The organism is Streptomyces griseochromogenes (assembly GCF_001542625.1).
Classification (GTDB): domain Bacteria; phylum Actinomycetota; class Actinomycetes; order Streptomycetales; family Streptomycetaceae; genus Streptomyces; species Streptomyces griseochromogenes.
In genome coordinates this window covers 8,775,010-8,797,498 of record NZ_CP016279.1, presented here as the reverse complement: position 1 = coordinate 8,797,498, position 22,489 = coordinate 8,775,010, and the positions used below count along the sequence as shown (strand labels likewise).

Genomic DNA, 22,489 nt, shown 5'->3' with positions numbered 1-22,489 from the left:
CAGGCCCGCCCCCTGATCTCCCGAAGGTGTCGAACATGACAGTCGCCATCGACCGCGCCACCGGCAACCGCCCCGGTGACCGCGCGCCGCGGCCCGGCCTGGGCCAGCGCATCAGATACGGATTCCAGAAGCACTGGTACGCCTACGCGATGATCGCGCCGGTCGTCGTCGTGCTCGGCGTCATCGTGGGCTATCCGCTGCTACGCGGTCTCTACCTGACCCTCACCGACGCCAACAGCCTCAACTCGGCGCGCACGATCGGCGTCAACCACATCGACGCCACGTACAAGTTCATCGGGATCGACAACTACAAGGACATCCTGTTCGGCCCGCTGTCCTACGACCGGTTCTGGTCGCACTTCCTGTGGACCGTCTTCTGGACGGTCGCCTGCGTGGCCCTGCACTACACCATCGGCCTGGGCCTCGCGCTCATGCTCAACCAGAAGCTGCGCGGCCGCACCTTCTACCGCCTGATGCTGGTCGTGCCCTGGGCCGTGCCGACCTTCGTCACCGTCTTCTCCTGGCGGATCATGCTCGCCGACTCCGGCGCGCTCAACCAGTTCCTCGGCTCGCTCCACCTGCCCCAGCCGCAGTGGCTGGAGGACACCTTCTGGCAGCGATTCGCCGCGATCATGGTCAACACCTGGTGCGGTGTGCCGTTCATGATGCTCTCCCTGCTCGGCGGCCTGCAGTCCATCGACTCCACGCTCTACGAGGCCGCGGAGATGGACGGCGCCAGCGCCTGGCAGCAGTTCCGGCACGTCACCCTGCCCGGCCTGCGCTCGGTCAGCTCCACCGTCGTACTGCTCGGCATCATCTGGACCTTCAACCAGTTCGCCATCATCTTCCTGCTGTTCGGCCCCACCGGTGCGCCCGACGCCCAGATCCTCGTCACCTGGGCCTACTACCTGGGCTTCGGACAGCAGCCGCGCGACTTCGCCCAGTCCGCCGCGTACGGCGTCCTGCTGCTGTCGATCCTGACCGTCTTCACCTCCTTCTACTTCCGCTGGCTGAAGCGCAATGACCAGCTCGCCGCCTGACGCCGCAGGAGCCGCCGCCATGAGCACCACGACCCTTGAGAAGACCGAGGCCGGGCCCGCCCCCACCGCCGAGCCCCGGCGCCGCACCCGCCGGCGCGGCGAACGCGGCCCGCTCGGCGCCGTCCTGCTGCACGGCGGCCTCGTCCTCGCGAGCCTGATCGCGCTGGCCCCGGTGGCCTGGCTGATCTTCCTGTCCCTCGGTCCGGACAAGGACGACTACCTGCACCCGGGCAAGATCCTCGGCAAGCTCACCTTCTCCAACTACAGCTTCGTGCTGCAGCACACCGCCTTCTTCGACTGGTTCAAGTCGACGATGATCGTGGCTCTCGGCACCACCTTCATCGGTGTCTTCGTCGCGGCCACCACCGGCTACGCCGTCTCGCGCATGCGCTTCCCCGGCTACAAGTCGCTGATGTGGGTCCTCCTGCTCACCCAGGCCTTCCCGATCGCCATCCTGATCGTGCCGATGTACGAGATCTTCAGCGAGCTCGACCTCATCGACACGTACTGGTCGCTGATCATCATCAACTGCACCACGGCCGTGCCGTACAGCGCCTGGCTGCTCAAGGGATATTTCGACACCATCCCCTTCGAGATCGACGAGGCCGGACGCGTGGACGGGCTCACCCCCTTCGGCACCTTCTTCCGGCTGATCCTGCCGCTGGCCCGTCCCGGGCTCGCCGTCGCCGCCTTCTACAACTTCATCACCGCCGTGGGCGAGGTCGCCTTCGCGACCACCTTCATGCTCGACGACTCCAAGTACACCTTCGCCGTCGGTCTGCAGACCTTCGTCAGCGAGCACGACGCGCAGTGGAACTACATGGCCGCGACCGCGGTACTGATCGCGATACCCGTGTCCGTGTTCTTCTACCTGGTGCAGAAGAACCTCGTCACCGGCCTGACCGCAGGCGGCACCAAGGGCTGAGTCCCCTGTCGCACAACGGCTCCCGCGCGTTTTCGCGCGCGGGTAGGCGGCCGCGGTGCCCATCCGACCCCGCTGACACCGCGGCCGCCTCGCACACCCAGCCCCGGCCCACGGCCCGCGCCACCGTACCCACGCCCATGACCCGAATTCCCTTACGCATCAAGGAAGCCATGAGCCAGCAGCACTCTGCAGCCCCGGCCGACGACTCCGCCGTCGCCACCGTCGCCCAGCGCCGCGACTGGTGGCGGGACGCGGTCATCTACCAGGTCTATCCGCGCAGCTTCGCCGACAGCAACGGCGACGGCATGGGGGACCTGGAAGGCGTACGCTCCAGACTCCCTTACCTGCGCGACCTCGGCGTGGACGCCGTATGGCTCAGCCCCTTCTACGCCTCCCCGCAGGCCGACGCCGGCTACGACGTCGCCGACTACCGCGCCGTCGACCCGATGTTCGGCAACCTGCTCGACGCCGACGCGCTGATCCGCGACGCCCACGCACAGGGCCTGCGCGTCATCGTCGACCTCGTCCCCAACCACTCCTCCGACCAGCACGAGTGGTTCAAGCGCGCTCTGGCCGAGGGCCCCGGCTCCTCGTTGCGCGACCGCTACCACTTCCGCCCGGGCAAGGGAGAGAACGGCGAACTCCCGCCCAACGACTGGGAGTCCATCTTCGGCGGCCCGGCGTGGACCCGGGTCACCGAACCGGACGGCTCGGCCGGTGAGTGGTACCTGCACCTCTTCGCCCCCGAGCAGCCCGACTTCAACTGGGAACACCCGGCGGTCGGCGACGAGTTCCGCTCGATCCTGCGCTTCTGGCTGGACATGGGCGTCGACGGCTTCCGGATCGACGTCGCCCACGGACTGGTGAAGGCCGACGGCCTCCCGGACCTCGGCTCCCACGACCAGCTGAAACTGCTGGGCAACGATGTCATGCCGTTCTTCGACCAGGACGGCGTGCACGCCATCTACCGCCAGTGGCGCACGATCCTCGACGAGTACGCGGGCGAGCAGATCTTCGTGGCGGAAGCCTGGACCCCGACCGTCGAGCGCACCGCCAACTACGTCCGCCCGGACGAGCTCCACCAGGCCTTCAACTTCCAGTACCTGTCGACGGAATGGGACGCGAAGGAACTCCGTACGGTCATCGACCGCACCCTGGAGGTGATGCGCCCGGTCGGCGCCCCCGCCACCTGGGTCCTGTCCAACCACGACGTCACCCGGCACGCCACCCGCTTCGCCAACCCGCCGGGCCTCGGCACCCAGATCCGCACGGCCGGCGACCGCGGACTGGGCCTGCGCCGGGCGAGGGCGGCCACCCTCCTCATGCTCGCGCTCCCCGGCTCGGCGTACATCTACCAGGGCGAGGAACTGGGCCTGCCGGACGTCGTGGACCTCCCCGACGAGGTGCGCCAGGACCCGGCGTACTTCCGCGGCGCCGGCCAGGACGGCTTCCGCGACGGCTGCCGGGTGCCGATCCCGTGGACCCGCGAGGGCTCGTCGTACGGCTTCGGCAGCGGCGGCAGCTGGCTGCCCCAGCCGTCGACCTGGGCCGAACTGAGCGTGGAGGCACAGACGGGAGTACCCGGCTCGACCCTGGAGCTGTACCGTTCGGCGCTGAGCGTCCGCCGGTCCCAGCCCGATCTGGGCGCGGGCGAGGCAGTGGAGTGGCTGCGGGCCCCCGAGGGCGTCCTGTCCTTCCGCCGGGGCGAGTTCGTGTGCGTCGCGAACACGACCGGCGAGTCGGTGACGACCCCGTCCTACGGCCGTGTCCTGCTCACCAGCGGCGAGCTGACCGAGGCGGACGGCGAGACGAAGGTGCCGGCCGACACGACGGTGTGGTGGACGACCGTGGCCTGACGGCCCGTCTGTAAGTTTTTGCATCAACTTCACAACGGCCCGCTGTCTTTCAGACAGCGGGCCTTTAACATCTGCGTCACCGCAAGTTTGCTGAAACATTGCAGCAAGCGCCTTCAAGGACGAAGGACCCCCACATGGCACGCAGAACCCTCCCCGCGGCACTCGCCCTCGCGACCGCAGCAGCGATTGGCATGTACCCGACTGCGGCGCAGGCCTCCCCGCCCGGCACCAAGGACGTCACCGCCGTCCTCTTCGAGTGGAAGTACGCCTCGGTGGCCCGCGAGTGCACCAACGCCCTCGGTCCGGCCGGCTACGGATACGTCCAGGTCTCCCCGCCCGCCGAGCACATACAGGGCTCGCAGTGGTGGACGTCGTACCAGCCGGTGTCGTACAAGATCGCGGGCCGCCTCGGTGACCGCACGGCGTTCCAGGACATGGTGAACACCTGCCACTCGGCCGGTGTGAAGGTCGTCGTCGACACCGTCATCAACCACATGGCGGCCGGATCCGGCACCGGCACCGGCGGCTCGTCGTATACGAAGTACGACTACCCGGGCCTGTACTCCTCCGCCGACCTCGACGACTGCACGGCCCAGGTCACCAACTACCAGGACCGCTGGAACGTCCAGCACTGCGAACTGGTCGGCCTGGCCGACCTGGACACCGGCGAGGAGTACGTCCGCAAGACGATCGCCGGCTACATGAACGACCTTCTCTCCCTGGGCGTGGACGGCTTCCGCATCGACGCGGCCAAGCACATCCCCGCCGACGACCTGGCCAACATCAAGAGCCGCCTGACCAACCCCTCCGTCTACTGGAAGCAGGAGGTCATCTACGGCGCCAACGAGGCCGTCCAGCCCTCCGAATACACCGGCAACGGTGACGTCCAGGAGTTCCGCTACGCCTATGACCTCAAGCGCGTCTTCAACAACGAGAAGCTGGCGTATCTGACCAACTACGGAGAGGGCTGGGGCTATCTGAAGAGCTCGGTGGCGGGCGTCTTCGTGGACAACCACGACACGGAGCGCAACGGCTCGACCCTGAACTACAAGGACGGCGCGAACTACACCCTGGCGAACGTCTTCATGCTCGCCTACCCCTACGGCGCCCCGGACATCAACTCCGGCTACGAGTGGTCGGACGCGGACGCCGGCCCGCCCAACGGCGGCACGGTGAACGCCTGCTGGCAGGACGGCTGGAAGTGCCAGCACGCCTGGCCGGAGATCAAGTCCATGGTCGCCTTCCGCAACGCGACCGGGGGCCAGGCCGTCTCCAACTGGTGGGACAACGGCAACAACGCGATCGCCTTCGGGCGGGGAAACAAGGGATACGTGGCGATCAACCACGAGTCCTCGCCGCTGAGCCGGACGTACCAGACGTCGCTGCCCGCGGGCACGTACTGCAACGTCCAGAACAACACGACGGTGACGGTGAACTCCAGTGGGCAGTTCACCGCCACCCTGGGCTCGAACACGGCGCTCGCGATCTACGCCGGAAAGTCGAGCTGCTGAGCCGGGGAGACTACTTCCAGGTGTTGCTCGTCGTGCAGCCGGACGAACCGCCCGTCGTGTACGAGCGGTTCGTCCCGGACTCCCAGGTCACGACGGTCCGACGCGCGGAAGCGTCCTCGTGTCATGGCGAGGGCTTGCGGTGGCGTCCGGGGCCGGGGCCGAGTCCGGGATGTGCGGCCCAGACCTCCACCGGCTAAGCACTGGTGAGAGTGGACCTGTTGAGAGGGCACGCCAAAGAACGTGGTGAAAGTTCTTGCCGTGAGTTTCAAGACCCTTGCTGTAAACCTTTCGTTAGGGATACGGTCGCGCCGGGGTCGGACCCAAGAGAGCCGTAATCGCAAGGAGTTACCGCCTGTGATACCGAGATGGCCGGCGCCCCGCACGCGCCGTACCCCGCGAGCGAGACGGGCCGCGGCCGTGACCGCCGTAGCCCTCGCCGCCGCCCTGATCCAGCCACTGGCGGCCCACGCCGCACCCACTCCGCCCGCACCCCCCTCGGACGCGGCCCTCGCCGCCCAGCCCGCCCGGCACGACGACACCCGCGAGCAGTTCTACTTCGTCATGCCGGACCGTTTCGCCAATGGGGACAGGTCCAATGACCGGGGTGGGCTGACCGGTTCCCGGCTCAGCACCGGCTACGACCCCACCGACAAGGGCTTCTACCAGGGCGGCGACCTCAAGGGCCTGGCCAAGCGGCTCGACTACATCAAGGGCCTCGGTACCACCGCCATCTGGATGGCGCCGATCTTCAAGAACCGGCCGGTGCAGGGCACGGGCCCCAACGCCTCGGCCGGCTACCACGGCTACTGGATCACCGACTTCACCCAGGTCGACCCGCACTTCGGGACGAACAAGGACCTCCGGACCCTGATCGCCAAGGCGCACGGCAAGGGCATGAAGGTCTTCTTCGACGTCATCACCAACCACACCGCCGACGTCGTCGGCCATGAGGAGAAGTCCTCCGACTACCTGTCCAAGGGCGCCTTTCCCTACCTGACCAAGGACGGCAGGCCCTTCGACGACAGCGACCACGCGGACGGCACCAGGAAGTTCCCGGCCGTCTCCCGCGCCTCTTTCCCGTACACCCCGAAGGTCACCGGCGACAGCAAGGTCCCGGCCTGGCTCAACGACCCGACGATGTACCACAACCGGGGCGACTCGACGTTCGCCGGGGAGTCCACGACCTACGGCGACTTCTCCGGCCTGGACGACCTGTGGACCGAGCGTCCCGAGGTCGTCCACGGCATGGAGAGGATCTACGAGCGGTGGGTCGAGGACTTCGGTGTCGACGGCTTCCGGATCGACACCGTCAAACACGTGAACATGGAGTTCTGGACCCAGTGGGCCACCGCGCTCGACGCGTACGCGGCCGCGCACGGGCGGAAGAACTTCTTCATGTTCGGCGAGGTGTACTCGGCGGACACCTCCATCACGTCCCCGTACGTCACCCAGGGCCGCCTGGACGCCACCCTCGACTTCCCCTTCCAGGACGCGGCCCGCGCCTATGCCTCCCAGGGCGGCAGCGCGCGGCGGCTCGCGGGCGTCTTCGGTGACGACTACACGTACACGACCGACAAGGCCAACGCGTACGAGCAGGTCACCTTCCTCGGTAACCACGACATGGGCCGCATCGGGTTCTTCCTGAAGCAGGACAACCCGAAGGCGACGGATGCCGAGATCCTGAAGAAGGACGAGCTCGCCAACGAGCTGATGTTCCTCAGCCGGGGCAACCCCGTCGTCTACTACGGCGACGAGCAGGGCTTCACCGGCTCCGGCGGCGACAAGGACGCCCGCCAGACGATGTTCGCCTCCAAGGTCGCCGACTACCTGGACGACGACGAGATCGGCACCGGACGCACCCACGCGAGCGACTCCTACGACACGAGCGCACCGCTGTACAAGGAGATCGCCGCCCTCGCCCGGCTCCGCAGGACCGACCCGGCCCTGACGGACGGCGTCCAGACCGAGCGGTACGCGGCCGACGGCGCCGGGATCTACGCCTTCACCCGAACGGACGCGAGGACGGGCGCCGAGTACGTGGTCGCCCTCAACAACGCCGACAGCGAGAAGTCCGCGGCCTTCGCCACCGGCTCGGCCGGCATGTCGTACCAGGGCGTCTACGGCACGGACGCGACGGTCAGGAGCGACGCCGACCGCAAGGTCACCGTCACCGTTCCGGCCGGCTCCGCCGTCGTCCTCAAGGCCACCGGCCCCCTCGCCGCACCGTCCGCGAAGCCGACGATCACCCTGAAGGCCCCGGCCGCCGGGGCCACCGGGACCGTGGACGTCACGGCCGGTGTGGACGGCGGTCAGCTGAACCGGGTCGTGTTCGCCGCCCAGGTCGGCGGCGGCCCGTGGCGGACGCTCGGCTCCGCCGACCACGCCCCCTACAAGGTCACCCAGGTCATCGGCAAGGACGTACCCGCCGGTACCGCCCTGCGCTACAAGGCCGTCGTGATCGACTCGGCCGGGCACACCGCGAGCGCCCTGGCGAGCGGCACCACCGGCACCCCGCCCGCGCCCGAGGTCCCCACGGCCTCCTCGCGGGACTACGCGATCGTCCACTACAAGCGCACCGACGGCGACTACACCGGCTGGGGCCTCTACGCCTGGGGCGACCTGGCCGACGGCGAGGCGACCAGCTGGCCGAACAGCCACCCCTTCGTCGGCCGTGACGCCTACGGCGCCTTCGCCTACGTCAAGCTCAAGCCGGGCGCCTCGAACGTCGGCTTCCTGGTCATCGACAAGGACGGCAACAAGGACGTCTCCGCCGACCGGTCCATCGACGTCACCAGGACCGGTGAGGTCTGGGTCGAGCAGGGCAAGGCGGACGTACTCACGAAAAGGCCGGACTATCCCGCCCAGGACAAGACCAAGGCCGTCATCCACTACCACCGCGCCGACGGGAACTACGACGGCTGGGGCCTGCACGTCTGGACGGGTGCCGCGAACCCCACCGACTGGTCGAACCCCCTGAAGCCGGTGAAGACTGATGCCTATGGCGCGGTCTTCGAGGTGCCGCTCACCGAGGGTGCCACCAGCCTCAGCTACATCATCCACAAGGGCGACGACAAGGATCTCTCCGCCGACCAGTCGCTGGACCTCAAGTCCGACGGCCATGAGGTGTGGCTGTTGAACGGCCAGGAGAAGTACCTGCTGCCGCAGCCCGCGGGCAGCGCGGCCGCCCTCGACCTGACCACGTCCAAGGCGATCTGGATCGACCGGAACACCGTCGCCTGGAACGGCGTCGACGGTGCCGCCTCCACCCAGCTGCTGTACTCCCACGACGGCTCGATCACCGTGAAGGACGGGGCGCTGAGCAGCGACGACGAGCGCTGGCTGCGTCTGACCAGGACCACGCTCACCGACGCCCAGAAGGCCAGGTTCCCGCATCTGAAGGACTACGCCGCCTGGTCCGTCGACCCGCGCGACCGGGACCGGGTGCGCGCGGCGCTCGGCGGGCAGCTGGTGGCCTCGCAGCGCGCCGCGAACGGTGCCGTGCTGGCCGCGACCGGTGTGCAGATCGCCGGGGTGCTGGACGACCTGTACTCCGGCGCCACGGCGAGCACGCTCGGGCCGGTCTTCCACGACGGCAGGCCGACCCTGTCCGTGTGGGCGCCGACGGCCCAGTCGGTCCACCTCGACCTCGACGGTACGGCCGTGAAGATGCACCGGAACGCCACCACCGGCGTCTGGTCCGTCACCGGCCCCGCCTCCTGGAAGGGCAAGCCCTACCGGTACGTCGTGCGGGTCTGGGCGCCCAGCGTCCGCAAGGTGGTCACCAACAAGGTCACCGACCCCTATTCGGTCGCCCTGACCGCGAACTCCGAGCGCAGCCTGGTCGCCGACCTGAACGACCGGTCCCTCGCCCCGGGCGGCTGGTCGGATCTGCGCAAGCCCAAGGCCGTACCGCTGAAGGACGCGCAGATCCAGGAGCTGCACATCCGGGACTTCTCGGTCGCCGACAAGACCGTCCCGGCGCGGGACCAGGGCACCTACCTGGCCTTCACGGACCGGAACAGCGACGGCTCCAGGCACCTCAGGCGGCTCGCCGAGTCGGGCACCTCGTACGTCCACCTGCTGCCCGCCTTCGACATCGCCGGCATCCCGGAGAAGAAGGCCGACCAGGCGAGCACCGACTGCGACCTGGCCTCCTACCCGGCCGACTCCGACAAGCAGCAGGAGTGCGTGGCGAAGACCGCCGCGAAGGACGCCTACAACTGGGGCTACGACCCGTACCACTACACGGTCCCCGAGGGCTCGTACGCCACCGACCCGAACGGCACCGCCCGCACCGTCCAGTTCCGCAGGATGGTCCAGGCGCTCAACGAGGACGGCCTCAGGGTCGTCATGGACGTCGTCTACAACCACACCGCGGCCAGCGGCCAGGCGGACACCTCCGTCCTGGACCGGATCGTGCCCGGCTACTACCAGCGGCTCCTCGCCGACGGCAGCGTGGCCGACAGCACCTGCTGCTCCAACACCGCGCCCGAGAACGCGATGATGGGCAAGCTGGTCGTGGACTCGATCGTCACCTGGGCCAAGGAGTACAAGGTCGACGGGTTCCGCTTCGACCTCATGGGCCACCACCCGAAGGCCAACATCCTCGCCGTCCGCAAGGCCCTCGACGCGCTGACCCCCGAGAAGGACGGCGTCGACGGCAAGAAGATCATCCTGTACGGCGAGGGCTGGAACTTCGGGGAGGTCGCGAACGACGCCCGGTTCGTGCAGGCCACGCAGGCGAACATGGCCGGCACCGGCATCGCCACCTTCTCCGACCGCGCCCGTGACGCGGTGCGCGGCGGCGGCCCCTTCGACTCGGACCCCGGCGTCCAGGGCTTCGCGTCCGGGCTGTACACCGACCCCAACGGATCGGCGGCGAACGGTACTTCGGCCGAGCAGAAGGCCCGGCTGCTGCACTACCAGGACCTGATCAAGGTCGGTCTGACCGGCAATCTGAAGTCCTTCGCCTTCACCGGCACCGACGGCAAGCGGGTCAAGGGCTCCGAGGTCGACTACAACGGCTCGCCCGCCGGTTACGCGGACGCGCCGGGCGACGCGCTCGCCTACGTGGACGCGCACGACAACGAGTCGCTGTTCGACGCCCTGGCCTACAAACTGCCGAAGGACACCTCCGCGTCCGACCGGGCCCGGATGCAGGTCCTGGCGATGGCCACGGCCGCCCTCTCGCAGGGGCCGTCGCTCTCCCAGGCGGGCACCGACCTGCTGCGCTCGAAGTCCCTGGACCGCAACTCCTTCGACAGCGGCGACTGGTTCAACGCCATCCACTGGAACTGTGCCGACGGCAACGGCTTCGGGCGAGGGCTGCCCATGGCGGCCGACAACCAGTCCAAGTGGAGCTACGCCAAGCCGCTGCTCGCCGCGGTGAAGGTGGGCTGCCCGCAGATCACCGGGGCCTCGGCGGCCTACCAGGACCTGCTGCGGATCCGTACGAGCGAGAAGGCCTTCTCCTTCGGTACGGCCGCACAGGTGCAGGACCAGCTGTCCTTCCCGCTGTCGGGGAAGGACGAGACGCCCGGCGTGATCACCATGCGCCTCGGTGGCCTGATCGTGGTCTTCAACGCCACCCCGCAGCGGCAGGAGCAGCGGATCGACGCGCTCGCCGGTACCGCCTACCGGCTGCACCCGGTGCAGGCGGCCGGCGCCGATCCGGTGGTGAAGACCTCCTCCTACGCGGCCGGCTCGGGCACGTTCACCGTTCCGGCGCGGACCGTGGCGGTGTTCACCCGGGCGGCGAAGTAGGGTCGGGCCGTCGCCGTAGAACAGGAGTGCTCATGCCGCAGATCACCGTCGACTACACCGCCGGTGCGGATTCCTTCGACGAGGAGGGCCTTGCGCGGGCCTTGCACGAAGCGGTGGTCGAGATCGCGGGGGCCAAGCCGGAGGCCTGCAAGACGATCTTCCGGGAGGGGTACGCCGCGTACGGATACGAGGACATGGACGAGCGGCACGCCATCGTGCGCGTGACCATCGGTCTTCTCGCCGGACGCGGCGAGGATACGAAGGCGAGGCTCACGGAGACCGTGCTGGAACTGCTCCGCAAGCATGTAGAGCCGCAGGACGGGGTCACCCTGCACGGCTCCGCCGAGGTCCGCGAGCTGGATCCGTCGTACCGGAAGTTCGACCGGTAGGCGGCCCTCAGGGCGCCAGGGACAGCAGCCGGCCGACGAGCTCCGCGAAGGGCCCGTCGGCCGGCTCGTCCTTGACCATCGTGCTCAGCAGGGCGGCCATGTCCGCGTCGTAGGCGGCGCTCACCGCCGCCAGCGCGGCGAAGTCGTGCACGAGCTGCAGCTCCAGCTCGCCGCGCGGGATGCGCCGGCCGTCCAGCCAGATCAGCGCCGTCGACTCGGCGAGCGAGATCCAGGAGCGGACGACCAGTTCGAGGCGCGCGGGTGCCTCGGTCACGCCGAGGTGCGCGACGATGTGCTCGTAGGCGGCCTGGCGTACCGAGTCGATGAGCGCGTTGGTCGTGGACGAGCCGACCGCCGGGCCGCCGCGCATCAGCGCCGAGAAACCGGGGCCGTGTTCGTCCACGAAGTCGAAGTAGCGGCGCATGACGCGCAGCAGCCGGGCCCCCAGCGGACCTTCGTGCGGCTCCGCGAACCGGCCCGCGAGATCCTCCGAGGCACGCTTCAGCGCGGCCTCGTACAGGCTGAGCTTGCCGGGGAAGTAGTGGTAGACCAGCGGACGTGAGATGCCCGCCGCCGAGGCTATCTCGTCGATGGAGACCTCGTCGGGCGAGCGTCGGCTGAACAGGTCGAGCGCGACACCGATCAGCTGCTGCCGTCGCTCCTCGACACCCATCCTGCGGCGAACCCCGGTACTCATGCGAACACCTTACCGATCGGATCCGGCCGTCAACGGTCCGGACCCGCACCGGCATTCACATCATTCCGTCACAGGTCGAGCACGAGGCGCTCACTCCTCGCCCGCGATACACAGATCAGCATCGAGTCGGCACGCTCCGCATCCGTCAGCAGCTCGTCCCGGTGGTCCACCTCGCCCTCCAGCACCCGCTGTTGGCAGGTTCCGCAGAAGCCCTGCTCACAGGAGTAGGCGGTGTCCGGGAGTGCACGGCGTACGGCGGCCAGCACGGTGGAGTCGGCGGGGACCGTCAACGTCCGCCCGCTACACCGGAGTTCGAGCTCGAAGCCGGTGTTGCCGTCGGCCGAGGCGCGGGGCGCGAACCGCTCCAGGTGCAGCGTGGCGCCCTCGGGCAGATGTGCCTCCGCCGCCGCCATGAGTCCTTCCGGGCCGCAGCAGTACACGGCCGTCCCCTCGGGGACCCGGGCGAACAGCGCGCCCAGGTCCGGGCGGCCGTCCTCGTCCTCGGCGACGAGCGTCAGCCTCTTTCCGGCGAGTGTGCGGACCTCCTCCAGGAACGGCATCGAGGCCCGCGTCCGCCCGCCGTACAGCAGCCGCCAGTCGGTGCCGTCGGGCAGGGCCCGCAGCATCGGCAGGATCGGTGTGATGCCGATGCCGCCGGCGACGAAGACGTACGAGGGCGCGTCCACAAGAGGGAAGCGGTTCCTCGGTCCGCGCACCTCCAGCTCCATGCCCTCGGCGAGCTGCTCGTGCACCTCGCGCGAGCCGCCACGCCCGTCCTCGACCAGCCGGGTGGCGACCGTGTACGAGGAGGCGTCCCCGGGGTCGCCGCACAGCGAGTACTGCCGTACGAGCCCCGACGGCAGCACCAGGTCGAGGTGCGCACCGGGCTCCCAGCGCGGCAACCCGCGTCCTTCCAGCCGTAGTTGTACGACCCCCTCGGCGACGCTCTCGTGGGCGGTGAGCAGCAGCCGCAGGGCTCGTGAGCGGGGGCGGCCGGAGAGGGGCGGGTCCAGGGCGGGCAGCGGCCACAGCGGCGAGGCCTTCACGCGGCGGCGCAGGGCCCGCCGGGCCAGCAGGGCGGCGCCGGCGACGAGGGCGACGGTGCGCGGCTTCGGCATCACGACACGGCCCTCTCGGCGGCGAGCGCGACGGGGGAGGAGGCCAGGTAGGCGACGGCCTGCGCGGTGGAGCCCTCCTGGGAGGGGTGGTAGGAGCGGCTGAGGTAGCGCGGGATGGACTTGAGCATGTCGCCGGTGGCGGGCAGGGTGCCCTGCCGGCCCCGGACGTAGAAGTCCTTCAGGGATGCCTTGGGATCCACCAGGGTCGGATCGTTCTCCAGGAAGAAGCGGATCCCGCGCTGCCACAGGAACACCAGGGCGGTGAAGGCCGTCGCCCAGGTGCGCGCCCTCCGCCGGTAGCTGCCGTCGACGTGCGTGAACAGGTCGAAGGCGACGGAGCGGTGCTCGACCTCCTCGGCGCCGTGCCAGCGCAGCAGGTCCAGCATGGTCGGGTCGGCGCCGCGCCGGTCCAGCTCGGCGGCGTTGAGCACCCAGTCGCCGAGGAAGGCGGTGTAGTGCTCGATCGCCGCGATCAGCGCGACCCGCTCCAGCAGCCACCAGCGGCGCGCCCGGCCCGGCGGCAGTGTGCGGTCGCCGAGCAGCTTCTCGAAGAACCAGTCGACCTGCGCGGTGTACGGCGTCGGGTCGAGCCCCTGCTCGCGCAGGTGCGGCAGGACCTCGTCGTGGGCCTGGGAGTGCATCGCCTCCTGCCCGATGAAGCCGACGACGTCCTCGCGGAGCCGGTCGTCCCGGATGAGCGGCAGCACCTGCTTGTACACATGCACGAACCACCGCTCACCGGCGGGCAGCAACAGGTGCAGCACGTTGATGGTGTGCGTGGAGAACGGGTCGCCGGGCACCCAGTGCAGCGGTGTGTCCTCCCAGGAGAAGGACACATTGCGGGCCTTGAGCGGTATGCGCTCGGACTCCACCGGCCGGGCCTGCGTGTTAGACATGGCGTCAATGTACTGACGGGTAGGTCGTCTGAGAACCCCCGTGCGGAACCTTGTTGACGCCAGTGTCAACTAGTGGAGTCCGTCGATCGGCCTGCCGCCCTTCAGCGTGCCCTTCAGCTGCGCCTGCGCCCCCTGCTTGGCCCGGACGGCGAGCAACGGCCCCGGTCCCGAAGCGGTGACCCCTCCGCTGGTGCGGATCGATGTGGTGTCCGGGCCGCCCGCGGCCAGCAGGTACCAGTTCCCGGCCTTGGCCTTCCACAGCACCCCGGCCAGCACATTCGGGTCGCGCGGACCGCAGGCCGGCACGTCCGCGCCCCTGGCCACGAGCGCTCCGACCGGCCCGCCCGGCGTCTGGAACTGGGCCCACGCGGCCGTGCCGTCGCCGCGCCAGGTCTCGGCACGGGCGCACATCCACACACCCGTACCGCTCCCCTCGGGCAGGGGCTGGTTCGCGAACTGCCACGCGTTGACGCTGCGCACCCCCGCGGAGCGCTCCATGGACAGCGAGCAGGCGAACGGCGCCCAGGCGCGCAGTCCCTCCGGGCTGGACGCCTCACCGATGGCGCCGGGGTGTCCGGCGGTGAGGCGGGCCGGGACCAGCTCGCCCAGATCGGTGGCGAGCCGGGTGCCGGCCGCGTCGGTCAGCTGCAGCACGTTCCACGAGGTGCAGCTGCCGGGCTGCAGCGCGGGGCTGGCCAGCGGCGCGGTGACCCCGTCGGTCATGGCGAGGGGCGTCGCGGCCGCGCCCGGCTTCATCAGGTCGCGCTCGGCGGCCTTCTTCACCCATGGGGCGGTCAGATACCGGACGTTGCCGTCGGAGCGGCCCAGCACCAGCGCGCTCGCCTCGGCGCTGGTCGCGCCGTCGGCGCGCGCGAAGTCGAGTGCGGCCCCCGAGGAGCCGTCCTTGGGCTCGGCGTAGCGGGCGATGCGCAGGCCGTCGTAGAGCACCACCACGCGCGCGGCGTCCACCAGGCCCGCGTACAGCAGCTGAGGCGGGCCGGCCGGGCCGCCGGTCGGGGTGCCGGGGGTGGCCGAGACGCGGACCGTCTCCCCGGGGCGGGCCCAGACGGCCAGGGCGCGGCGCAGCAGGTCCTTGTCGCCGGTGAGCGGGCCGCGCGCGGGCCATACGGAGAAGTCGGTGCGGGCCGCGGACTGCCACGCCGCCGGGGGTACCCGGGTCAGCTTGCCCGGGTTCAGAGCCGCCTCGGCCGCCGGGTTCTGGGCGTACAGGGGCGCGGCGGCGCCGTCGGGGCCCCAGCCGGTGCCCGGCATGGCCACCAGCGCCCCGCACACCGCGAGCGCGGCCGCGGCGGCGAGCGCGGCCTTGGCGTGCTGGCGCCGGCGCATCAGGTCGGTGGGCCGGGCCTGCAGCGAGCAGGGGTCGTACTCGGGGGAGGAGAGCAGCGCGTCCTGTCCGGGTACCTCGTTGGCCTCTGCCAGGGCGGAGTCGGGCTGCTCGATCCCGGCCGCCTCCAGGATCCTGCGGATGTCGGCGTCGGGCAGCTTCTCCAGGCCGCGCAGCACATACGCGGCGCGCGCCGGGCCGGACAGCGCGGACAGCCGCTGGTCCAGGGCGAGTTCGTCGGAGCCGCCGGAGCGCGGGAACAGGCGCAGGCCCCACACCTGGGGGAGCAGCGGCGGCAGCTGCGAGAGCCTCGGCACGCCCTTGCGGGGGCGGGCCACCTCCAGCGCCGCACGCAGCACACGCAGGCGCAGGAACGCGTACCCGGGGTCGCCGTCCCGGCCCGAGGACTGGGCCGGGATCACCGATGTCTGCTTGCGGCCCCGGGGCAGGGCGCGCTGGGTGAGGGCGTGTGCCGTCAGCACCCGGCGGCTGCGGCCGAGGCGGGGCGGCAGTACGAGGTAGGCGAGCCGGACCAGCCGGGGATAGTGCTCGACGAGCGCGGCCTCGGCCTGCTCGACGTCGACTACCGGGCCTGCGGTCCCGGCGGAGGCGGGTGCGTTGCGCTGGGCTACATCCTGTGACTGCACGTCCGGGAAAACGAGCGAACCGTAGGTTGGTCACCGGCCCGCTCCGCCGCCTCCGCCGCCTCCCGCCCGTGGTCGTCGAAGGCGGCCCGGGCGGCGGTCGCGTTGAGCGCATCGCGCGCGGCGGCCGTATCCAGGGGCGGGGCTCCTCGCCGGGGCTCTCTGCGGCATGCTTCTGCGCACCAGACCGGAGGAACAGATGAGGTTGACGCGACCGATGCTCGCCGTCGCGGGCGCCGCGGCCGTACTGGCGCTGACGGGCTGCGGCAGCGGCGGGGACACGCGGAAGGTGCCGCCCACCGCCACCGGCAGCCTGGAGAGCCTGGCCGCCGAGGTGAAGTGCAAGCCGAACATGCAGACCGACGCCGACGAGATCCGCCAGGCCATCTGCAAGAACACCGACGGCAGGTTCATCCTCGCGACCTTCGCCACCGACCGCGGCCAGCGCGAGTGGATCAACGACGCCAAGGACTACGGCGGTTACTACCTGGTCGGCCGCAAGTGGGTCGCCGTCGGTGACAACGGGGTCGTCAAGGCGCTGCGCGGCACGCTCGGCGGTGACGTGGAGATCGGCACCGACCACCACGCGCACAGCGGCTGACCCGGCGCCGGGGCACACACGCGAAAACGGGCGGTGGGAGGATCCCACCGCCCGTTTCCACTAGGGGGTTACGCGCACCGCTGACCGTTGTTGATGCAGTTGGCGATCTTGTTCGCCAGGCCGCCGGTCGTGACGCTGATGAAGTCGTCGTGGTCGGTGGCCGGCTTGTGGAGCTGTTCCGGGAAGCCGTCGACCGCGAAGGCGTTCTTCACCTGGCCGTTCTGGAGGGTCGGCGGGGTGATGTTGTACACCAGGCGCATCGTGAGCTGCGGGATCGCCTTGAAGCCGTTCCCGCACACGCCGCTCGCCGGATCGGGGAAGGCCACGTGCGTACGGTGGTTGGCGCTGTCGATGTTCTGCCCGTCCCAGCAGCTCTGGAAGGCGAACGTACGCACCACCTGGCTGCCCTGCGGGCAGATCGGGTACTGCGTCGTCAGCTGGACCTTGTTCTCGAAGCCGGTGCAGCTCCAGTGCGCGTTGGCGTTGGCCAGACCGTTGGTGGTGGTCTTGGCGTCACCGGTGATGATGCGCAGGAACTGCGGCATCGCGACGACCTTGCTGACCGGGCTGCCGACGTACTTGATCTGCGCCTTCACCGGCGTCAGGATCTTGCCGACGTTGCCTTCCTTGCCACCGCCGTCCGCGTTCTGGTCGAAGTCCTGCGAGCCGTCCTGGACGCGGACCACCGGCCAGTAGTACGACGACAGGTCGTTGCTGTTCTGGCAGCTGGTGCCGCCCTGCAGGAACGTCTGGTTGCTGGCGAACGCGTTGACCTTCTGGTTGCCGACGTAGTCGTGCAGGTGGTGCGCGCCGTTGGTCACGCCGGGCGCCACGATCACGTTGTCGGTGTTGTGGTTCTTGTTCGCGTTCACACCGCAGCGCGTGATGAACACACCGTTCGAGCCGTTGCCGGTCTGGCGCGGCTTGCCCTGGACGTTCGGCGCGACCTTCGTGATGTCCACGAAGTCGGCCGCGACCGGGCCGTTGCCGGCCTGCCCGCCGATGTTCTGCTGCTGGCCGGCGTTGCCCTGCTGCTGGCCGCCGTTCTGCTGCTGCCCACCGGTGTTCTGCTGCTGCCCGCCGTTCTGCTGCTGGCCGCCGTTCTGCTGCTGGCCACCGGCGGTGGTCTGGTTGGCGGACTGCGTCGTACAGGCGGCGAGCTGGTTCAGCGCGCTGTTGAAGGAACCGCCGACCCGCTGGATGTCCATCCTGATCCGGTCGATCGTCGCGGCCCGCTTGTCCTTGAGGGGGCCGACGATCGCGTTCTGCACGAAGCTCGGATCGTTCGTCTGCGACTGGCGGGTGGAAGCGAGCCGGTTGTAGGCCTCGGTGATCTGCTTGTCGAGGTTCGCCAGCTCCGTCGCCACGCCCTGGCGTGCGCGCCAGGGCACGTTCGTCAGCTTCTGGCCGACGTCCGGGCAGGAGATCGTCGCGACCTGGGCCGTGGCGGCCTTGGTCGAGTTGCCTCCCCACGTCTGGTTGTTCGGCTCGTGCGCCGAAGCGTAGAAGTTCGCCCAGATCAGCCCGCCCCCACCGAGCGCTAGGGCCGCCGATGCGGCAATGGCCTTGGTGGCCAGCGGCGTACGGCGTTTTCGTGTGTTGCGTCCCATGGAACTCCTCTGACTTCCTTGCGGGGCAGCATCGAGGCGCCCGACAGGAGTGAAGCGGCGCCCTTCCATACGGACGCCGCCTCAGAGGTGTTCAGCCGTCTCACAAATTTATCCGAGGAATACCCCGCCCACGGGCCTCAAATGCCCTCTGAGCAGCGGAAGTTGAACAGAGCATCAGTGGTCGCGGTCCAGGTAGGCGAGCACGGCCAGAACGCGGCGATTGTCGTCGTCCGACACCTCCAGGCCCAGTTTGGTGAAGATGTTGGAGGTGTGCTTCGCGATGGCCCGTTCCGTCACCACCAGCTGCCCGGCGATCGCCGTGTTCGACCGGCCCTGTGCCATCAGTTCGAGGACCTCCCGCTCCCTGGGGGTCAGGTGGGCGAGCGGCCGGTCGTCGGCCGCCCGGCGCGACAGCAGCTGCTGGATCACCTGCGGGTCCATCGCCGTACCGCCCCCGGCCACCCGCTGCACCGCGTCCACGAACTGCTCGGCGTCGAAGACCCGGTCCTTGAGCAGATAGCCCACCCCGCCGCTGCCGTCGGCCAGCAACTCCCGTGCGTACAGCTGCTCCACGTGCTGGGAGAGGACCAGCACCGGCAGCCCGGGCCGCTCCCGCCGGGCCTGGAGCGCGCACTGCAGACCCTCGTCGGTGTGCGTGGGCGGCAGCCGTACGTCGACCACGGCGACGTCCGGTTGCAACTCGGCCAGCGCACGGGTGAGTTCGGGTCCGGACTCGACGGCCGCCGCGATCTCGAAGTCGTAGGCCTCCAGCAGCCGGACCAGTCCGTCCCGCAGCAGGAAGAGGTCTTCGGCTAGGACAACGCGCACGGGATCTCCATGGTCACCAGAGTGGGACCGCCCGCGGGGCTGCTGACGGCCAGAACGCCGTCGAATGTACCCAGTCGCCTCTCGACCCCGACGAGCCCCGAGCCCGCGCCGATCACGGCGCCGCCCTTGCCGTTGTCGGTGATGGTGATCCGCAGCATCCCATCGGTGTGATGCAGGTCCACCCAGGCGCGCTCGGCACCGGAGTGCTTGACGGCGTTGGTGAGGACCTCGCTGACCGCGAAGTAGGCGGCCGACTCGACCGGTGCCTCCGCGCGGCCGGGCAGCTCCACGTTCACCTCGCTCGGCAGGGGCAGCCGCAGTGCCAGCGCCCGCACCGCGTCCCCGAGTCCGCGCTCGGCCAGCACCGGCGGATGGATGCCGCGGACCAGGTCGCGCAGTTCCTCCAGGGCCTCGGCGGAGTTCTGGCGGGCCTGGGCGAGCAGCTTGCGCGCCTTGGCCGGGTTCTTCTCCAGCAGCGCCTCGACGGTGCCGAGGTCCATACCCATGGCGACCAGCCGGGCCTGCGCCCCGTCGTGCAGATCCCGTTCGATGCGGCGCAGCTCGGCGGCGGAGGTGTCCACGGCGTCCCGCCGGGTCTCGGTCAGCACCCGCACCCGCTCGGTGAGCTCGGCCTGGCTCGGGGCGAGGACGGCGCGGGTGAGCCGGAAGTGGGCGGTCAGCAGGGCAGGGGTGAACCGGTAGGCGACCACGAGGAGTACGGCGGCCAGGGCGGCGGCCGCGAACGCGGTCGCCTGGCTGTCGACGGGTACGAAGCCGTACCAGTAGGGGCCGCCCTCCGCATCCGAGATCACCCGCCACAGCCCGGCCGCCAGCACGAAGCCCTCCAGCGGGTAGAACACCAATACGGCGGGCAGCAGTGCCGTGACGAACCCGGCCGTCATGTCCACCAGCAGCCACCGCAGATCACGCCAGGTCGCGGTGTCCCCCAGCATCATCACCGTGCGCTGCCAGGGGTCGGCGCCCTCGGGTATCGGCCGGTACTTCACCGGGATGCGCACTCCGCTCCACTCGGCGGCCAGGACCCGCCGCCAGTTGGCGAAGGTGCGTACGCCGGTCAGGACCGGCGGTGTGGTGAAGATGCCGAGGCCGGCCGGGACGAGCGCGATCGACACGGCCGCCAGGGTGAAGCAGAGGACGGCCAGGGGCAGCGAGACCACGGCCAGCACGAACCCCCGTCCGGCGGCCAGCAGCATGTCCCCCACGCGGGTACGCAGGCCGTCGTTTTTCGTGTTGCTGTTCATGCTGTCAGTCTCGCCGACCCCGGCGGGCGCCGGCACTGGGCCGGTCCCCCCTTTCAGGGGGTGGTGTCAGCAACACCCCCCGCACCGGCCAGCACCTTCGCCTCCACCTCCGGATCGAGGCCCACCGGCGGCCGGTCCGGGCGCTGCGGGGCGACGCCGCCGATGGACCGCAGCCAGGTCCAGGTGTCGGCGACCGTCTCGGCGACAGGACGGCACCTCAGGCCCGTCGCCACGGCGCGGGAGACGTCCGCGCCGTGCAGGGCGTCGTGCATGTCGGTGCCCGGCGGTACCCACACCGGCAGCTGGGTCCACGGCTCGATGCCCGCGTCGAGCACGGCCTTCGGATCGGTCCAGCGCAGCTCCGCGTCCGCGCCGGTGACCGCCACGCACGCGTCGAGCAGCTCGCCCATCGTGGCGTGCCCCTGCGGGCTGATCAGGTTGTACGGTCCGCTCAGTTCCTGTTCGGCGGCGCCCAGAATCCATTCGGCGAGGTCGCGGACGTCTACGTACTGGAGGGGCAGGTCGCGCGGGCCCGGCGCCAGCACGGGGCCGCCGCGCGCGATCCGGGTCAGCCACCACGGCAGCCGCCCGATGTTCTCGTACGGCCCGAGGATCAGCCCGGCCCGTACGAACAGCGAGCGGTCCGCGCCGAAGGCGTCCAGCGCGGCCAGCTCGCCGCCCCGCTTGTCCCGCGGGTAGTCGGTCTGTCCTGCGCCGGCCTCGGCGCCCTCGACCAGCGGCGCGTCCTCGGCGTATCCGGCGGGCGGGGCCCACGCGTACACCGAGCAGCTCGACACGTACACATACCGCCGGGCGCGGTCCCGCAGCAGCCGCGCTGCGTCCCGCACCGCGCGCGGCGCCTTCGACCAGGTGTCGACGACGACGTCCCACTCGCCCTCGGCCAGGGCGGCCGGTCCGCCGGGCGCGGTGCGGTCCCCGCTCAAGACCCTCACCCCCGGGAGGGGAGCGTGCCGCCCCCGGTTGAAGACGGTCACCTCCCAGCCGCGCCCGAGCGCCGCCTCCACCACGGCCCGTCCCGCGAACTCCGAACCACCGAGCATCAGAAGTCTCATACCGGTGACTGTGCCCGCGAAAGCCGCGGGAGGGAACCGCGCTCTGCTCTCAGCAGACGGTCAGCGCCCGGCCGGCGGCGCGTACTTGTAGCCGACCCGGCGCACCGTCTGGATCGCCTGGCGGTGCCGGTCGCCCAGCTTGCGGCGCAGCCGGGCGACGTGGACGTCGACGGTGCGGCCGTCACCGATGTGGCCGTACCCCCACACCGTGGTGACCAGCTGGTCGCGGGTGTGCACCCGGTGCGGGTGGGCCACCAGGTGGGCGAGGAGCTCGAACTCCAGGTAGGTGAGGTCGAGTTCGCGGCCGTCGACGCTCGCGGTGCGCCGGCCCGGGTCGATCCGCACCAGCGGCTCGGCGTCCGTCTCGACGTCCGCCCCGGCGGCCGTCTCCGGTGCGTCCGGCACCGCGACCGGCAGGAAGGGGGGCCGCTGGTCCGCCGGGACCAGCACCAGGTACCCGACCATGGGCGGCTGTCCGGGGAGGGTGGGCAGGGTGTGCTGCGGCGCGGGCAGCCAGGTGGCGCCCGGGGGCAGGAGGTCCACGACGTCCACGACCTCGTCCCGGTCGACGGCCCGCAGCCGGTGCCGGGCGGGGGCGGACAGGGGGGAGGCGGTGGAGAGAGAACGAGTGGTCGCCATGAGAGGTCTGCTCTTTCGCGCGAGGGGTCCGTCGGGCGGGACGGCGGCCGCGATGTGTGGTCGGGGGCGCCGGGGGACGTACGTCGTTTCGCGCTGGCCGAAGGCCGGGTGTACGGCTTTAGAGGGCCCGCGCGTTCATCGCGCGGCAACACACCCGGTCGAAGTCGTGGTGCTGACGGGAGGGCCAGAACGGCTCGAGGTCATGGCGACCCGTCGCGGTGGTGTTCCGGTAGCTGGCCATGGGTCCATTGAAGCAGACAGGGGTCCGGGGCAGCAGGCTTCTCTCACTGCT

General features: G+C 70.3%; 17 protein-coding genes. 7 read left to right on the top strand and 10 right to left on the bottom strand.

Annotation, left to right across the window (positions count from 1 at the left end):
* Positions 1–35: 35 nt before the first annotated feature.
* The 6 genes from AVL59_RS38175 (at position 36) to AVL59_RS38150 (ending at position 11,484) form a co-directional block, all read left to right on the top strand.
* Positions 36–1,040 carry a carbohydrate ABC transporter permease gene (locus AVL59_RS38175; RefSeq protein WP_067313772.1) on the top strand — a complete coding sequence of 335 codons (1,005 nt, stop codon included), beginning with the start codon at positions 36–38 and terminating at the stop codon, positions 1,038–1,040.
* A 19-nt stretch (positions 1,041–1,059) separates the two neighbouring features.
* Entirely contained in the window at positions 1,060–1,965 is a 906-nt protein-coding gene (locus AVL59_RS38170; protein WP_067313770.1) for a sugar ABC transporter permease, read from the top strand.
* 170 nt (positions 1,966–2,135) lie between these two features.
* Positions 2,136–3,821 (top strand): glycoside hydrolase family 13 protein, encoded by a 1,686-nt coding sequence (locus tag AVL59_RS38165; RefSeq protein ID WP_067313768.1) that lies wholly within the window; start codon positions 2,136–2,138, stop codon positions 3,819–3,821.
* Between the two features lie 134 nt (positions 3,822–3,955).
* The gene (locus AVL59_RS38160; RefSeq protein WP_208870514.1) at positions 3,956–5,332 is read left to right on the top strand and encodes an alpha-amylase; all 1,377 of its coding nucleotides are present in this window, start codon (positions 3,956–3,958) and stop codon (positions 5,330–5,332) included.
* A gap of 354 nt (positions 5,333–5,686) precedes the next feature.
* Positions 5,687–11,095 (top strand): pullulanase-type alpha-1,6-glucosidase, encoded by a 5,409-nt coding sequence (gene pulA / locus AVL59_RS38155; RefSeq protein WP_067313764.1) that lies wholly within the window; start codon positions 5,687–5,689, stop codon positions 11,093–11,095.
* Between the two features lie 32 nt (positions 11,096–11,127).
* On the top strand, positions 11,128–11,484 hold the full coding sequence (locus AVL59_RS38150; protein ID WP_067313762.1) for a 5-carboxymethyl-2-hydroxymuconate Delta-isomerase: 357 nt from the start codon (positions 11,128–11,130) through the stop codon (positions 11,482–11,484).
* Positions 11,485–11,491: 7 nt separating this feature from the next.
* On the opposite strand, the gene AVL59_RS38145 is transcribed toward AVL59_RS38150, so the two are convergent.
* The 4 genes from AVL59_RS38145 to AVL59_RS38130 all read right to left on the bottom strand — a co-directional run bounded on the left by AVL59_RS38145 (position 11,492) and on the right by AVL59_RS38130 (position 16,187).
* Entirely contained in the window at positions 11,492–12,181 is a 690-nt protein-coding gene (locus AVL59_RS38145) for a TetR/AcrR family transcriptional regulator (RefSeq protein ID WP_099053192.1), read from the bottom strand.
* Between the two features lie 68 nt (positions 12,182–12,249).
* Complete coding sequence (locus tag AVL59_RS38140; protein ID WP_067313759.1) at positions 12,250–13,299, bottom strand: PDR/VanB family oxidoreductase; 1,050 nt, start codon at positions 13,297–13,299, stop codon at positions 12,250–12,252.
* Positions 13,299–14,195 carry a metal-dependent hydrolase gene (locus tag AVL59_RS38135; RefSeq protein WP_067313757.1) on the bottom strand — a complete coding sequence of 299 codons (897 nt, stop codon included), beginning with the start codon at positions 14,193–14,195 and terminating at the stop codon, positions 13,299–13,301. Before AVL59_RS38135 ends, AVL59_RS38140 begins: the two co-directional genes overlap by 1 nt.
* 69 nt (positions 14,196–14,264) lie before the next feature.
* Complete coding sequence (locus AVL59_RS38130; RefSeq protein WP_067313756.1) at positions 14,265–16,187, bottom strand: hypothetical protein; 1,923 nt, start codon at positions 16,185–16,187, stop codon at positions 14,265–14,267.
* A 196-nt stretch (positions 16,188–16,383) separates the two neighbouring features.
* On the opposite strand from AVL59_RS38130, the gene AVL59_RS38125 reads away from it, so the two are divergent.
* Positions 16,384–16,785: a hypothetical protein gene (locus AVL59_RS38125; protein WP_208870513.1), complete on the top strand. Its 402-nt coding sequence runs from the start codon at positions 16,384–16,386 to the stop codon at positions 16,783–16,785.
* 68 nt (positions 16,786–16,853) lie between these two features.
* Here the strand turns inward: AVL59_RS38125 and AVL59_RS38120 are convergent, their stop codons facing one another.
* The 6 genes from AVL59_RS38120 to AVL59_RS56200 form a co-directional block, all read right to left on the bottom strand.
* A complete protein-coding gene (locus AVL59_RS38120; protein WP_067313752.1) occupies positions 16,854–18,395 on the bottom strand; it encodes a DUF1996 domain-containing protein in 1,542 nt (513 codons plus the stop codon).
* 174 nt (positions 18,396–18,569) lie between these two features.
* Positions 18,570–19,223 (bottom strand): LuxR C-terminal-related transcriptional regulator, encoded by a 654-nt coding sequence (locus AVL59_RS38115; RefSeq protein ID WP_067313750.1) that lies wholly within the window; start codon positions 19,221–19,223, stop codon positions 18,570–18,572.
* Complete coding sequence (locus tag AVL59_RS38110) at positions 19,208–20,485, bottom strand: sensor histidine kinase (protein WP_067318231.1); 1,278 nt, start codon at positions 20,483–20,485, stop codon at positions 19,208–19,210. Before AVL59_RS38110 ends, AVL59_RS38115 begins: the two co-directional genes overlap by 16 nt.
* 53 nt (positions 20,486–20,538) lie before the next feature.
* Positions 20,539–21,558: an NAD-dependent epimerase/dehydratase family protein gene (locus tag AVL59_RS38105; protein ID WP_067313748.1), complete on the bottom strand. Its 1,020-nt coding sequence runs from the start codon at positions 21,556–21,558 to the stop codon at positions 20,539–20,541.
* A gap of 60 nt (positions 21,559–21,618) precedes the next feature.
* On the bottom strand, positions 21,619–22,197 hold the full coding sequence (locus AVL59_RS38100) for a winged helix-turn-helix domain-containing protein (RefSeq protein WP_067313747.1): 579 nt from the start codon (positions 22,195–22,197) through the stop codon (positions 21,619–21,621).
* A gap of 118 nt (positions 22,198–22,315) precedes the next feature.
* Positions 22,316–22,438, bottom strand: a complete 123-nt coding sequence (locus AVL59_RS56200) for a hypothetical protein (RefSeq protein ID WP_281065138.1) — start codon at positions 22,436–22,438, stop codon at positions 22,316–22,318.
* Positions 22,439–22,489 lie beyond the last annotated feature (51 nt).

Excerpts from the sequence above, each read along its gene's own strand:
- AVL59_RS38140 (WP_067313759.1), bottom strand. The coding sequence starts at position 13,299 with ATGCCGAAGCCGCGCACCGTCGCCCTCGTCGCCGGCGCCGCCCTGCTG.
- AVL59_RS38125 (WP_208870513.1), top strand. The coding sequence starts at position 16,384 with ATGAGGTTGACGCGACCGATGCTCGCCGTCGCGGGCGCCGCGGCCGTA.
- AVL59_RS38105 (WP_067313748.1), bottom strand. The coding sequence starts at position 21,558 with ATGAGACTTCTGATGCTCGGTGGTTCGGAGTTCGCGGGACGGGCCGTG.
- AVL59_RS38170 (WP_067313770.1), top strand. The coding sequence starts at position 1,060 with ATGAGCACCACGACCCTTGAGAAGACCGAGGCCGGGCCCGCCCCCACC.
- AVL59_RS38160 (WP_208870514.1), top strand. The coding sequence starts at position 3,956 with ATGGCACGCAGAACCCTCCCCGCGGCACTCGCCCTCGCGACCGCAGCA.
- AVL59_RS56200 (WP_281065138.1), bottom strand. The coding sequence starts at position 22,438 with ATGGCCAGCTACCGGAACACCACCGCGACGGGTCGCCATGACCTCGAG.
- AVL59_RS38100 (WP_067313747.1), bottom strand. The coding sequence starts at position 22,197 with ATGGCGACCACTCGTTCTCTCTCCACCGCCTCCCCCCTGTCCGCCCCC.
- AVL59_RS38120 (WP_067313752.1), bottom strand. The coding sequence starts at position 18,395 with ATGGGACGCAACACACGAAAACGCCGTACGCCGCTGGCCACCAAGGCC.
- AVL59_RS38150 (WP_067313762.1), top strand. The coding sequence starts at position 11,128 with ATGCCGCAGATCACCGTCGACTACACCGCCGGTGCGGATTCCTTCGAC.
- AVL59_RS38145 (WP_099053192.1), bottom strand. The coding sequence starts at position 12,181 with ATGAGTACCGGGGTTCGCCGCAGGATGGGTGTCGAGGAGCGACGGCAG.
- AVL59_RS38175 (WP_067313772.1), top strand. The coding sequence starts at position 36 with ATGACAGTCGCCATCGACCGCGCCACCGGCAACCGCCCCGGTGACCGC.
- AVL59_RS38110 (WP_067318231.1), bottom strand. The coding sequence starts at position 20,485 with ATGAACAGCAACACGAAAAACGACGGCCTGCGTACCCGCGTGGGGGAC.
- AVL59_RS38165 (WP_067313768.1), top strand. The coding sequence starts at position 2,136 with ATGAGCCAGCAGCACTCTGCAGCCCCGGCCGACGACTCCGCCGTCGCC.
- AVL59_RS38135 (WP_067313757.1), bottom strand. The coding sequence starts at position 14,195 with ATGTCTAACACGCAGGCCCGGCCGGTGGAGTCCGAGCGCATACCGCTC.